Source organism: Pseudomonas sp. 3MAES_34.3B, from assembly GCF_058145875.1.
Genome location: NZ_CM176960.1, coordinates 1,810,319 through 1,822,907, shown reverse-complemented (window position 1 = coordinate 1,822,907; position 12,589 = coordinate 1,810,319). Strand labels below are relative to the sequence as shown.

The following is a 12,589-nucleotide window of genomic DNA, read 5'->3' as shown; positions in this document are numbered from 1 at the left end:
CCCTGTGGCCTATGCGCGAGTGAGTTGCCATGCCTGACTACCTGTTGCAAATGAACGGCATCGTCAAAAGCTTTGGCGGTGTGAAGGCCCTCAACGGCATCGACATTCGGGTAAAACCGGGCGAATGCGTGGGCCTGTGCGGCGAGAACGGCGCCGGCAAGTCCACGCTGATGAAGGTGCTCTCGGCGGTGTACCCCTACGGTACCTGGGAAGGCGAAATCCTCTGGGACGGCCAGCCGCTGAGGGCGCAGTCGATCAGCGAAACCGAAGCCGCCGGGATCGTGATCATCCACCAGGAGCTGACCCTGGTGCCCGACCTGTCGGTGGCCGAAAACATCTTCATGGGCCACGAGCTCACCTTGCCGGGCGGGCGCATGAATTACCCGGCGATGTTCCATCGCGCCGAGGCCTTGATGCGCGAGCTCAAGGTCCCGGACATGAACGTGGCGTTGCCCGTGTCTCAGTATGGCGGTGGCTACCAGCAGTTGGTGGAAATCGCCAAAGCGCTGAACAAGCAGGCGCGCTTGCTGATACTCGATGAGCCCTCCTCTGCCCTCACCCGGTCGGAGATCGAGGTGCTGCTGGACATCATCCGCGACCTCAAGGCCAAGGGTGTGGCCTGCGTGTACATCTCCCACAAGCTCGATGAAGTGGCGGCGGTGTGCGACACCATTTCGGTGATCCGTGACGGCAAGCACATCGCGACCACCGCCATGGCGGACATGGACATTGCGCGGATCATCACGCAAATGGTGGGCCGCGAAATGAGCAGCCTGTACCCCACCGAGCCCCATGAGGTGGGCGAGGTGATTTTCGAGGCGCGCCACGTGACCTGCTACGACGTGGACAACCCCCGGCGCAAACGCGTGGACGACATTTCGTTCAAGCTAAAACGCGGTGAAATCCTCGGGATTGCCGGGTTGGTAGGCGCCGGCCGCACGGAACTGGTGTCCGCGCTGTTCGGCGCCTACCCAGGGCGATACGAGGCCGAAGTGTGGCTGGACGGGCAACGCATCGACACCCGCACGCCGCTCAAGTCCATCCGCGCCGGCCTGTGCATGGTGCCCGAGGACCGCAAGCGCCAAGGCATCATCCCGGACTTGGGCGTGGGCCATAACATCACGCTCGCTGTGCTCGATAACTACGCCCGCCTCACCCGGATCGATGCCGAGGCGGAGTTGCGCAGCGTGGACGAGGAAATCGCCCGCATGCACCTCAAGACCGCCAGCCCGTTCCTGCCGATCACCAGCCTGTCGGGTGGCAACCAGCAGAAGGCGGTGCTGGCCAAGATGCTGCTTACCCAGCCCAAGGTGTTGATACTCGATGAACCCACCCGCGGCGTGGACGTGGGCGCCAAGTATGAGATCTACAAGCTCATGGGGGCGCTGGCGGCACAGGGCGTGTCGATCATCATGGTGTCCTCGGAGCTGGCCGAAGTGCTGGGCGTGTCCGACCGGGTGCTGGTGATCGGCGAAGGCCAGCTGCGCGGCGACTTCATCAACCATGAACTGAGCCAGGAACAGGTGCTCGCCGCCGCGCTCAGCCACCCCGACGGCCAGAACCCTGACAACCGGAAGTCTGCGTAGATGAACCAGGTCAAACAACTTTTTACCCGCTACAAGATGCTCGCCCTGGTGATTGCCGTGGCGATCATCTGGCTGTTTTTCAGCTGGCAAACCGAAGGCGGCTTCATCACGCCGCGCAACCTCTCCAACCTGCTGCGGCAGATGTCCATTACCGGGATACTGGCGTGCGGCATGGTGCTGGTGATCATCAGTGGCGAGATCGACCTGTCGGTGGGCTCCCAGCTGGGGCTACTGGGCGGGCTGGCGGCGATCCTGGACGTGATCTATCACGTTCCGCTGGTGGCTAACCTGGGAATAGTAGCGCTGTGCGGGCTGGTGATCGGCATCGCCAACGGCGCCATGACGGCGTACTTGCGTATTCCCTCGTTCATCGTGGGCCTGGGCGGCATGTTGGCCTTCCGCGGTGTGCTGCTGGGGATTACCGGCGGCACCACCATCGCCCCGGTATCGCCGGCGCTGGTGTATGTGGGCCAGGGTTACCTGCCGCCCACGGCGGGCGTGGCGCTGGGTGTGCTGCTATTTGTACTGGCCGTGTTCCTCACGTGGAAGCAGCGGCGCAACCGCGCGCTTCACGGCTTGGCGCCACACGCACTGATTCGGGACGTTACCCGGGTGGTAGCGATTGGCGCGGTGCTGGCGGGGTTTGTCACTACCCTCAACCACTACGACGGCATCCCGGTGCCCGTGCTGCTGCTGTTGATCCTGTTCGGGGTGTTCAGCTACGTCACCAGCCAGACCGTGTTCGGCCGCCGGATTTATTCGGTGGGCAGCAATATGGAAGCCACACGCCTGTCGGGCATCAACGTGCAAGCGGTGAAGCTGTGGATCTTCGGCATCATGGGCGTGATGTGCGCCCTGGGCGGGCTGGTAAATACCGCGCGCCTGGCCGCAGGCTCACCTTCGGCGGGCAACATGGGCGAACTGGACGCCATCGCCGCGTGCTTCATCGGCGGCACGTCCATGCGCGGCGGCTCCGGCACCGTGTATGGCGCGCTGCTGGGCGCGCTGGTGATCACCAGCCTGGACAACGGCATGTCGATGCTCGACGTGGACAGCTACTGGCAGATGATCGTCAAGGGCAGCATTCTGGTGCTGGCGGTGTGGGTGGACGTGAGTACGCGGAGTGGGAGGCGGTAGCTACCATTCGCAGGCTGTCGCCAGCTCCCACAGGGGTCTGCGCTTGGGGCCGAATTCCAATGGGCCCCGTTGCGGACTGGGTTCAGAACCTGAGCGACCACTCCCCTACCACCGCGTGATTGCGGCTGTTGCTGCCCAGTTCGCCGCTGTACCCAACCCCTACGGTTTGCCGGGCGTTGACGCCCAGGGTCAGCCCCGCTTCGGCCACCAGGGTATCGCGGTCCAGAGCACTGCCTTCCACGCTGAACCCATCACCGCCGGCGATAAAGGCCTGGCGGGTCTGGCTGGTCACGCTGCCATAGGTGTGGCGCCAGCCCAGGGTGGCGCGTGGGGTGAGGCTCATGCCGTTGTCGAGGTGCGCCAAGTGCGCCAGCCGCACGCCGAAGGTGCTGGAAAAGTTGTGTTGGGTATCGGATTCCACCGCCAGCGCCGCGTCCCCGCCTTTTTCCCGGTAGCCGTCGCGGTGGTAGCGCTGGTAGCCCAGGTTGGCGAAGGGCTCGGCGCTCAGGCGGCCACTGCCCATGGCGTAGCCCAGTTCGGCGAAAGCCTGTTGGCTGTCTGCGTCATAGTTGCCCTTCAGGCGCTCATCGAAGGTGCCAAAGCGCACACGTCGCGTGCTGTCACCGTCATGGCTGCTGTAGGCCGCGCCCAGGCGCAGGGCAAGCGGGCCGGCTTGGCGCAGGGCATACAAACCGGCATGCCAGCTGTCCAGATGGCCGTCCGCGCCAGTGGCATCCAGCCGGGTGCGGGAGTAGCCGCCGAGCACACCCAGGCGCCAATCGCTTCCCGCGGCCCAATCCAGCCCCAACACCCCACCGCCAGTACGTTGTTCGAGGCCGCTGCTGCCTTGGCTGCCCTCCACTTTTCCATAGCTGCTCAACCCTTGGGCCCACAGCCGGCCGCGCGCGTTCGGGTCGTTGAGGTTGCGGGCGCTTTCCGGCACGCCAGTAGCCGCCAGTGTGGGCGTTTGTTCGTCGTTCATGCCCACGAGCAAGCCGCCTCTGCTGCCCATCGATTGCATGGCACCGAGCATGGTGGTGGCAACCTGGCTGCTGCCACTGAGGGTAGCGGCGGCCAGGTTGGCGCTGCTGCTCCCGGCCAGTTGCTCAATGGCACTGCTGGCGGTGGCGGCAGTGGTGCCCAGCAAAGCGTTGTAGAGCATAGTGTTTGGGCCCAAGGCCGCCAGGCTTCGCGCGGCGGCCCCGCCGTTGCCGGTTTGCGCGTATTGCACGAAGGCTACGTCATTACGGGTGTAGCTCAGGCCCACCGAGGTGCTGCCATAGCTAAGCGTAGGCGTGAGGAAGGCATAGTCGCTGGTGACTTGACCGAAGGTGCCGCTGACAGCGCCTGCAGTCAGCACGGTGTACTGGCTCTGCCATGGGTAATCCCCCGCGGAGGGTTGAATGCGCAACGTTGCGCCGTTGAGGTTGGCGGTGCCGCCGATGCTCAGGGGCGCGCTGCTGCCATCGGCGTTCACGCCATAGGCCAGGGTGGCGCCGCTGCTGAGGTTCAGGTCGCCAGTCACTGTGGCCACACCCAACCCCGTATTGGTCAGCAAGGTGCCATTGACCGTCAGCCCGCCCACCGAGCCGCCCCCCGCGTAAGTCGCACCGGCATCCACCAGCAGCTCGCCGAGCATGCTGCCTTGGTTGATCAATGTGGCGCCCGCTTCGACTTCCCCACCCTGGCCGAAGTCGTCCACGCTGGTCAGGGTCCAGCTGCCACTGGTCACCAACAGTTTTTCGAAATTTGCGCTGTTGCCAAAGGCACCACTTCCCGTGCCGCCGAGCATGAGGGTGTCGATACCTTCGCCACCGTCCACCAGGCCAATGAACACGCCTTGGGTATCGAGGATAAGCCTGTCGTCGCCAGCGCCCATGCTCAGTGCCAGCCCGTTACCGCCTGTGATGGTGCCGCTGTTGCTAACGGTGTCGGCATAGTTGCCGATCAGCTTGATGCCGAAGCCGCTTTCACCTTCGATCAAACCAGCGTTGGTGATAGTGGTAGCCGCCACGCCGGAACCCTCGGCGCCGTCATCCACCAGAATCCCGTTATCTACGCTGCGAATCACCCCGCTGGCGGTATTGATGATGGTACCGCCGCCCATGGCGATCCCCTCGCTGTTGTTTGGGCGGCCGCCACTGTCCACGCCCTTGGCGCCCAGGCCCTGAATGGTGCCTTCGTTGTACACGTAGCCCACCAGGTCGATGTCTACGCCATCGCCGTCACCGTTGAGCTTGCCGTCGGCAATGGCGCCAGTGAGGGTGCCGTAGTTGTACACGGTGCCGCTGCCGTCGGAGCCGAAGCCCGAACCATTTCGCCCGGTGATGCTGCCGCTGGCGTAGTTGTAGAGGGTGGCGTCGGTGTTCAGGTCGATGCCATGGCGGTCGGCGCTGATGGTGCCGTAGTTGTAGACGGTCACGCCGGTGGACTCGTCGATCTTGATGCCATCGTACTTCTGGTCCAGGCCGTTGGCGTCCTGAGGCGCGGTGTCCGTATAGATCAGCCCGTAATTGGTGACCACGGCGTTGGAGCCAGTTTTGATGGCGTCATTGCCCACGGCATGGATCACCCCCGTGGCCTGATTGACCAAGGTGGTGGAGAACGCCGGGTTGTTCAGCGCTTCAAGGTCGATGGCCTGGCCATCTTGTGTCGATTCGATGGTGCCAGCGTTGACGATGGCCAGCGTGCCGCCGGCGGTGGGGTTGGTCTGGAAGCGGATGCCGTCGTTGGTGCCCTGTATCAACCCGCCTGCCAGGTTGTTGATCACGTAATGGCTGACGTCGGTGCCGTTGTCCTTGGTGTCGATCCCGCGGCCATCAGTGGAGCGGATGATCCCGGCGTTGGTGACCGTGAGGGTGTTGCCGCTGGTGTGCTTGGGCAGGATCACCCCGTCGTCATCGCTGACCACGATACTGCCGCCGGGCGTTACCTGCAGGCTATCGACCTTGTTCAGCTCCAGGGTGCTGGTGCGGGCGCTGCTGATTTGATAGTTCGTGGCAAAGGCGAGCGGCGCAAAGGCAGCGCTGCTTAGGGCGACAGAAAGGGCCAGACGGTGGGGCGTAAAAAGCATGAAGGGGACCATGAGGGGCAATTTGAAGCTGGCCACTATGGCAAGGCGATATTACGGTTTTATTGATACATTCCGCAGCAATGTGCCTCCCTATGCTTACCGGGCCGCTACGTAGAAGCGCTTGTGCTTCACGGCTCGTATTCCCTACCTGGAGAAACCGGCATGAACGACACGCCCAAAGCCATAACCGCGGCGCAGGCACCGCCGCGCGACAAGCCCAGCAACTACCCCGAACCCTTCGCCTCGGCCATGGGCCAACGGGTGAAGCGACCGCTGGGGGACTTGTTCGGTCTGAGAAATTTCGGGGTAAACCTGGTGCACCTCGCCCCTGGAGGCGTTTCGGCTTTACATCACCAACACTCGCGCCAGGACGAGTTTATCTATGTGCTCGAAGGCAGGCCCACGCTGTTCACCGGGCAAGTCGTTACAGTGCTTGAACCCGGACAGGTGGCCGGCTTTGCCGCCGCCGGTGAGCCTCATCACTTGGAAAACCACACCGACGCGGTATGTGTGATTCTGGAAATAGGTGACCGCACCCTGGGGGATACGGTGCATTACCCCGACGATGATCTACAGGCCGTGAAAACTTCAGACGGCGGGTGGTTCTTCGCGCATAAGGACGGAACGCCCTACTAACGCTGTTTTCATGCGGGCCCCATGCGCTGAATAAACCTTCATGGGCGCGAAAGCTTCACGAAAGGTTGGCTCCGTTAGTCTCGGTGGGTTTTGCAACGCCTGTTGCAGCGGTATTCACACCAATAACAAAGGAGTACCTCCGTGGAGTTGATCCACGTGGCCTGGCTGGCCCATGACACCCGCCTGATCTTCTGCTGCGTGCTCGCCATCGCCAGCATTGTGGTACTGATCAGCGCTACCCGTCTTCCGCCGTTCCTGTCCATTCTCGTAGGTACTTTTATCGCCGGCATTGGCGCTGGCCTGGCGCCGGAAGAGGTGGCCAAGGCGTTCAGCAAAGGCGCCGGGGGCATCCTCGGCGAGGCGGGTATCATCATTGCGCTGGGCGCCATGCTGGGGGCGGTAATGGCCGAATCCGGGGCGGCTGACCGGATCGCCAGCACCTTGCTGCAACTGGGCAAGGGGCGAGCGCTGCCGTGGGTAATGGCACTGGTGGCGATGATCATCGGCCTGCCGTTGTTCTTCGAGGTGGGCCTGGTGATGATGGTGCCGATCATCTTCGTGATGGCACGCCAATCCGGCCAGCCACTGCTGAAAATCGCCATCCCCGCGCTGGCTGGGATGACCACCCTGCACGCCTTGATGCCCCCACACCCTGGCCCGCTGATCGCCGTTAGCGCCCTGCACGCCGACCTGGGCCTGACCATGTTGCTGGGCTTCACCCTCGCGGTACCCGCGGTGATCCTCGCCGGGCCGCTGTATGGGCTATGGCTGTCGCGCCGCATGCCGCTGGAAATTCCCGCCGAACTGGGCGACGTGTTCAGCGCCCGCCCCACCGCCGCGCGGCAGCCCGGGTTCGGCGTGTCGCTGGGGATTATCCTGTTGCCCGTGGTGCTGATGCTGGGCAGCACCCTGGCGAAGATCGCGCTGCCCGCCGAGAGCTCACTGGCGCTTGGGCTGAAGTTCGTCGGCGAACCGCTGGTGGCGCTGGCCCTGGCGGTGCTGGCGGCCGTGGTATTGCTGGGCTGGGCCAATGGCATGGCCCGCGAGCAGGTTGGCAACACCCTGCGCAAAAGCCTGGCGCCCATTGCCGTGCTGCTGCTGACCATCGGCGCCGGCGGCGGGCTGAAGCAAACCCTGCTCGATGCGGGCGTGAGCCAGACCATCAGCAAGGTGGCCGAAGGCGCGCACATGCCCTACCTGCTGTTGGCGTGGCTGATCGCCGTGGCGCTGCGTCAGGCAACGGGTTCCGCCACTGTGGCGACCACCACCACAGCGGGCATCCTCGCCCCGCTGATGGCGGGCCTGGCACCTACCCAAAGCGCGCTGGTGGCGCTGACCATCGGCGCGGGCTCGGTGTTCTTCTGCCACGTCAACGACGCCGGCTTCTGGATGGTCCGTGAATACTTCGGGCTGCAGCTCAAGCAAACCCTGTGGGTGTGGTCGGTGCTGCAGACCATCGTGTCGGTGGTGGGCTTGATCGGCGCCTCCCTGCTGTGGATGTGGCTGGTGTAGCCAGCCCCTTCCCTACTGTTCGCCAATGGCTGCGAGCGCGCCCAGCACATGTTCGGTCGCGCGCTCCACGGCCCCTGCCCGGTGCGCGATACCCAAGGGCCGACATAAGGGCGGCTGCACCGTGCGCACGTCGATGCGGGTATCGAGCAAGGGCGAGCCGCCTTCGTGGGGCAACAGTGCGGCCCCGTAACCGGCGGCAACCAGGCTTTTGATCGCATCGTTGTAGTTCAGCTGAATTCGCGCGCGCGGCGCATGGCCCGCCGCCGCGAACCATTCGCTGGTCACCCGCGCCAGCTGGGTGCCAGGGTCATTGAGGATCAGCGCACGCTCTGCCAGCCAGCGGCCGTCCACCGGATCGGGCGCCTGCCAGGCCGACGGCACGAAGGCCATGATCGGGTCGCTGCGCCAAGGCTTCACCGCAACGCCCGCCGGGATCGGTTGAGGTAGCGCCACCAGGCCGATGTCCAGCGTGCCACTGCGCAGCCGCGCGAGGGATTCGCCAGAAGTCAGCACTTCCACCTGTACGTCCACGCCGGGGTGTTCCAGCCGCAGCCTGGCCAATGCTTCAGGCAGCAGGTACGCCAGCGCACCAGTGGACGCGCCCAGCCGCACCCGCCCCGTGAGCCCTTTCACTTCCCCCTGGATGTCCTCGATCAATTGATCGGCCTCGGCCAGCAGCCGCCGTGCCCGGCCGAGCAGGCTGTCGCCAATGGCGGTGGGATGCACCTGGCCACGCTTGCGGGTAAGCAATGGCGCGCCGATGCGGCCTTCCAGCTCAGCGATGTGAAAGGTAACCGTAGGTGGCGCCAGGTTGAGCCAACGCGCCGCGGCGGCAAAGCTGCCGTGGTCGGCAATGGCAACAAAGGTTCGGAGGCGGTCGAGGCTGAGTTCGCGCATCGTTCGGTTTTCTTGAATGAGCGCTGCAGTATATTCAAATTTTCTTTTGCTGCAGCAGGCCTGACGATAGCGGCATCCTTTTTACCCATAGTGAGTACCACCATGTCCAAGCCAGTTGTGTTCATTGACGGTGACCAAGGCACTACCGGGTTGCAGATACACGCACGCCTGGGCGGGCGCCAGGACATCGAGTTGCTGACGCTACCTGAAGCCCTGCGCAAGGACCCCGCCCAGCGAGCAGAGGCCATCAACAGTGCCGACATCGCCCTGTTGTGCCTGCCAGACGACGCGGCGCGTGAGGCCGTGGCCAGCATTCATAACCCAGCCGTGCGGGTGATCGACGCCAGCTCCGCGCACCGTGTACATCCCGAATGGGTATACGGCCTTCCTGAACTGAGCGCGGATCAGGCCGAGCGCATCGCCCATGCCCATCGCGTGAGCAACCCGGGCTGTTACCCCACCGGTGCCATTGCGCTGCTGCGGCCGCTGATCCAGGCGCGGCTGGTACCGGCTGACTATCCAATGGCCATCCATGCCATCTCCGGCTATTCGGGCGCTGGCCGGGCGACGGTCGAGCGGCACGAGGCCGGCGAGGAATCCGGCGTGCGCGTATACGGGCTGTCGCTGGAGCACAAGCACGTACCGGAAATCCAGCAATGGGCAGGGCTGGGCACGCGGCCGGTCTTCGTGCCGGGTTATGGCAATTACCGTCAGGGCATTGTGCTGACCATTCCGCTGATGTTCCGCCTGCTGCCAGCAGGCGTTACCACGGAGCGTTTGCAGCACTGCCTGGAGCAGGCCTACCAGGGCGCTGCCCATGTGCAGGTGGCCGCGCCCTCCTCCCAGGTGGGCCAGCTGAACCCCGAAGCGCTGAACGGTACCGATGGCGTGCGCTTGCACGTGTTCGGCAACGACGCTCAGGGCCAGGTGCTGCTGGCTGCCGTCTTCGACAACCTGGGCAAGGGCGCGGCAGGGGCTGCGGTGCAGAACCTGGACCTGATGCTGATGGGGCAGCGCTGACGCTTACGCCTATGGGCTACCGGCCGATGGTCCAGGCATCGCCCGCGGGGGCGGTGCCGGTGTCGTAAGGCTTGGCCAGCCACATGTACAGCAGCCCTAGGCCGATCACCAGCGCGGTGCTCACCACCATGGCGTAATTCACGTACCAGGGCGCGTCCGGGGTGCGCGGCCAGGCCATGTTGATGATCGCCGCCACGCCATACACCAGCGCGCCCACGTTCACCACCATCCCCCATTTACCCAGCCTGAACTGCCCACTGGGTTGCCAGCCGCGGGCCCGTGCATAAAGCGCCCCCAGCACGATCATCTGGAAAGCGAGATAGATGCCGATCGCCGCGAAACTCACGATGGTCGCCACGGCATCCTGCAGGAAGAACCCGGCCACGATGATCAACGCGGGCAGCGCCGCCGCCACGAACAAGGCATTCACCGGCACCTGGGTGCCGGCCGACAGGCGTTTGAGTACCGCGCTGCCGATCACCATCTCGTCCCGGGCATAGGCGTAGAGCAAACGGCTGGCGGCAGCCTGCAGGCTGATCACGCAGGACACGAACGACACCATCACCACGGCCATGACCACTCGGGAGCCCACGCTGCCGAAGGCATTGTTCAATACGGTGGTCACCGGGTCCTTGTCGGTGCCGTTGATCACAGCGGCCATGTCCGGCACGGCGAGGATCAACGCCAGGCAGGCGAACATTGCCGAAATGCCGCCGATGTAGATGGTCATGCGCATGGCCACGGGGATGCGCTTGCTGGGGTTGGGGGTTTCCTCGGCCACATCGCCGCAGGCTTCGAAACCGTAATACAGGAACATCCCTGCCAACGACGCGGTGAGGAACGCCGGAAGGTAGGAGCCGTCCACGCGTATGTCAAAGGTATTGAAGAGCACACTGAACGGCTGATGCCGCTCGAAGATCAGCAAGTAAATGCCTACGACCAGCGCGCCGAGCAGTTCGCAGAGAAAACCGAACATGGCGATGCGGGCGAGGATGCGGGTGCCACTGAGGTTCACCAGCGTAGCGATCAGGGTGAGCACCAGGGCAATGCAGATGTTGGTGTTGTTGCTCGGGTCGAACCCTAGCATCACCGCCAGGTACGGCCCTGCCCCTACCGCTACGGCGGCGATGGTCACGCACAGCGCGATGGCATACACCCAGCCCACCATCCACGCCCAGCGCTTGCCCACCAAACGGCGAGCCCAAGGATAAACGCCACCCGAAATCGGAAATTGCGATACCACTTCGCCGAAAATCAGGCACACCAGCAATTGGCCGAACCCTACCAGCAAGTACGCCCAGAACATCGGCGGCCCGCCCGCCGCCAAGCATAAACCGAAGAGGGTATACACCCCCACCACCGGGGACAGGTAAGTGAAGCCCAGCGCAAAGTTCTGCCACAGGCTCATGCTGCGGTTGAAGTTAGAGGTATAGCCGAGCTTTTTCAGCTGTTCTGCATCACTGTCGGCACTGGCCAACGCGGGGTTTTGCGGCGTGCTCATAGGTTTGCTCCGATGGGGGCGGCAGGGTCATCCGGTCTTGGGGCCGAGCCGCACTACTGGTGAGCCCGGGCGTTTTCTTGTTTTAAATGGAATGCCTGGCGCCCCATGCACACCTGGAGCGATATGGGCAGATCGAGAGCGCGTAAACGATGGGTTGCAGCCTAGTAAGCGGGCCGGCCGACTACAAATACGAAATAACGAAGGGGGCGTTCGGTTTAATCGATAGGTACCTGACGGCTGCTTAAGGGGGTGTGCTCAAACCAGCCCCTGCTGCTGGAGGTGCCGTTTCAGCACGTCGATGAACACCTTGACCTTACGCGTGTGCCGCCGGTGAGGCAGGTACAAAACATGGACCGTTGCCCCAAACGCGCTGGGGTCCCGCCAGCATTGTGGTAATTGCTCTATCAATTGGCCGCGTGCCAGATATGGCAAAGCGCTCCATTGCGGCAGGAATTGCACGCCCTGCCCCGCCAGTAGGCAACCTAGAAGAAAGTCATAATTGTTACTGGCCACGCGCGGCACCGGTTGCTTGAGCCGGATGCGTTCGCCATCCCGGGTGACCCACCAGAAGTTCCGGTTTAGCAAGGGATGACGAAAAATCAACCAATCATGTTCGGCGTAATTTTCCAACGTCACACCCTGCTGCTTGCGCGCCAGGTATGCCGGGCTGGCGCAAAGCATCAAGTGATTCTCCAGCAGTGGCTGGGCGATGACCCCGGGCAGGTCGGTGGGCCCATCTCGCAGCGCAACATCGTAGCCCCCCTCCACCAGGTCGGCGAATTCATCCTGCAGGTCCACCTCCAGGCGAACTTGCGGATACTCGTCCAGAAAGGCACGACACACCTCCTGCAGGAAGGCTGGGCCAAACGAAGGTGGGGCCGCGATACGCAGTGTGCCCCGCAGGTCTGTCTGCAATTGCTCCACCTCCGCGCCTGCCATCTGCAGATGCAGCACTGCCTGCCGCGCGCCGGCCAGGTAGATGTGCCCGGCCTCGGTGAGCGTCATCCGCCGGGTAGTACGCTCGAATAACCGCGCCCCCAATTCCGCTTCCAGCTGTGCCACCCCCTTGGTGATGGCTGATGGGGTTTTGTTCAGATGTTCGGCTGCTCGGCTGAAACCACCGTGGTCGGCGGTGGCGACGAACATGGTGATGGCAGTCATTTTGTCCATGTATTCGTTCCTGACCGGCACAAAAGATGTGCGGGAAGTCTGCGTTCCGGTTGCCTC

The 12,589-nt window shown here is 63.7% G+C and carries 9 protein-coding genes; 5 read left to right on the top strand and 4 right to left on the bottom strand.

Going from position 1 to position 12,589, the window contains the following annotated elements:
* Positions 1-29 precede the first annotated feature (29 nt).
* Both xylG and AC3Z8Y_RS08045 read left to right on the top strand, forming a co-directional pair.
* A complete protein-coding gene (gene xylG / locus AC3Z8Y_RS08050; protein ID WP_490089222.1) occupies positions 30-1,586 on the top strand; it encodes a D-xylose ABC transporter ATP-binding protein in 1,557 nt (518 codons plus the stop codon).
* The gene (locus tag AC3Z8Y_RS08045) at positions 1,587-2,723 is read left to right on the top strand and encodes a sugar ABC transporter permease (RefSeq protein ID WP_490089221.1); all 1,137 of its coding nucleotides are present in this window, start codon (positions 1,587-1,589) and stop codon (positions 2,721-2,723) included. It begins immediately after the preceding gene.
* Positions 2,724-2,805: 82 nt separating this feature from the next.
* Here the strand turns inward: AC3Z8Y_RS08045 and AC3Z8Y_RS08040 are convergent, their stop codons facing one another.
* On the bottom strand, positions 2,806-5,796 hold the full coding sequence (locus AC3Z8Y_RS08040; RefSeq protein WP_490089220.1) for an autotransporter outer membrane beta-barrel domain-containing protein: 2,991 nt from the start codon (positions 5,794-5,796) through the stop codon (positions 2,806-2,808).
* Positions 5,797-5,958: 162 nt separating this feature from the next.
* Here AC3Z8Y_RS08040 and AC3Z8Y_RS08035 point away from each other — a divergent pair, with 162 nt between their 5' ends.
* Entirely contained in the window at positions 5,959-6,432 is a 474-nt protein-coding gene (locus tag AC3Z8Y_RS08035; RefSeq protein WP_490089219.1) for a cupin domain-containing protein, read from the top strand.
* A gap of 141 nt (positions 6,433-6,573) precedes the next feature.
* A complete protein-coding gene (locus tag AC3Z8Y_RS08030) occupies positions 6,574-7,944 on the top strand; it encodes a GntT/GntP/DsdX family permease (protein ID WP_490089218.1) in 1,371 nt (456 codons plus the stop codon).
* A gap of 12 nt (positions 7,945-7,956) precedes the next feature.
* Here AC3Z8Y_RS08030 and AC3Z8Y_RS08025 read toward each other — a convergent pair whose 3' ends face one another.
* Positions 7,957-8,841, bottom strand: coding sequence for a LysR family transcriptional regulator (locus tag AC3Z8Y_RS08025; RefSeq protein WP_490089217.1), 885 nt, complete (start codon positions 8,839-8,841; stop codon positions 7,957-7,959).
* A 102-nt stretch (positions 8,842-8,943) separates the two neighbouring features.
* On the opposite strand from AC3Z8Y_RS08025, the gene argC reads away from it, so the two are divergent.
* Positions 8,944-9,861 carry an N-acetyl-gamma-glutamyl-phosphate reductase gene (gene argC, locus AC3Z8Y_RS08020; protein ID WP_490089216.1) on the top strand — a complete coding sequence of 306 codons (918 nt, stop codon included), beginning with the start codon at positions 8,944-8,946 and terminating at the stop codon, positions 9,859-9,861.
* Between the two features lie 16 nt (positions 9,862-9,877).
* Here the strand turns inward: argC and AC3Z8Y_RS08015 are convergent, their stop codons facing one another.
* Both AC3Z8Y_RS08015 and AC3Z8Y_RS08010 read right to left on the bottom strand, forming a co-directional pair.
* A complete protein-coding gene (locus AC3Z8Y_RS08015; protein ID WP_490089215.1) occupies positions 9,878-11,362 on the bottom strand; it encodes an APC family permease in 1,485 nt (494 codons plus the stop codon).
* 255 nt (positions 11,363-11,617) lie between these two features.
* Positions 11,618-12,532 carry a LysR family transcriptional regulator gene (locus AC3Z8Y_RS08010; RefSeq protein WP_490089214.1) on the bottom strand — a complete coding sequence of 305 codons (915 nt, stop codon included), beginning with the start codon at positions 12,530-12,532 and terminating at the stop codon, positions 11,618-11,620.
* Positions 12,533-12,589 lie beyond the last annotated feature (57 nt).

Excerpts from the sequence above, each read along its gene's own strand:
- AC3Z8Y_RS08045 (WP_490089221.1), top strand. The coding sequence starts at position 1,587 with ATGAACCAGGTCAAACAACTTTTTACCCGCTACAAGATGCTCGCCCTG.
- xylG (WP_490089222.1), top strand. The coding sequence starts at position 30 with ATGCCTGACTACCTGTTGCAAATGAACGGCATCGTCAAAAGCTTTGGC.
- AC3Z8Y_RS08025 (WP_490089217.1), bottom strand. The coding sequence starts at position 8,841 with ATGCGCGAACTCAGCCTCGACCGCCTCCGAACCTTTGTTGCCATTGCC.
- AC3Z8Y_RS08040 (WP_490089220.1), bottom strand. The coding sequence starts at position 5,796 with ATGCTTTTTACGCCCCACCGTCTGGCCCTTTCTGTCGCCCTAAGCAGC.
- AC3Z8Y_RS08035 (WP_490089219.1), top strand. The coding sequence starts at position 5,959 with ATGAACGACACGCCCAAAGCCATAACCGCGGCGCAGGCACCGCCGCGC.
- AC3Z8Y_RS08010 (WP_490089214.1), bottom strand. The coding sequence starts at position 12,532 with ATGGACAAAATGACTGCCATCACCATGTTCGTCGCCACCGCCGACCAC.
- argC (WP_490089216.1), top strand. The coding sequence starts at position 8,944 with ATGTCCAAGCCAGTTGTGTTCATTGACGGTGACCAAGGCACTACCGGG.
- AC3Z8Y_RS08015 (WP_490089215.1), bottom strand. The coding sequence starts at position 11,362 with ATGAGCACGCCGCAAAACCCCGCGTTGGCCAGTGCCGACAGTGATGCA.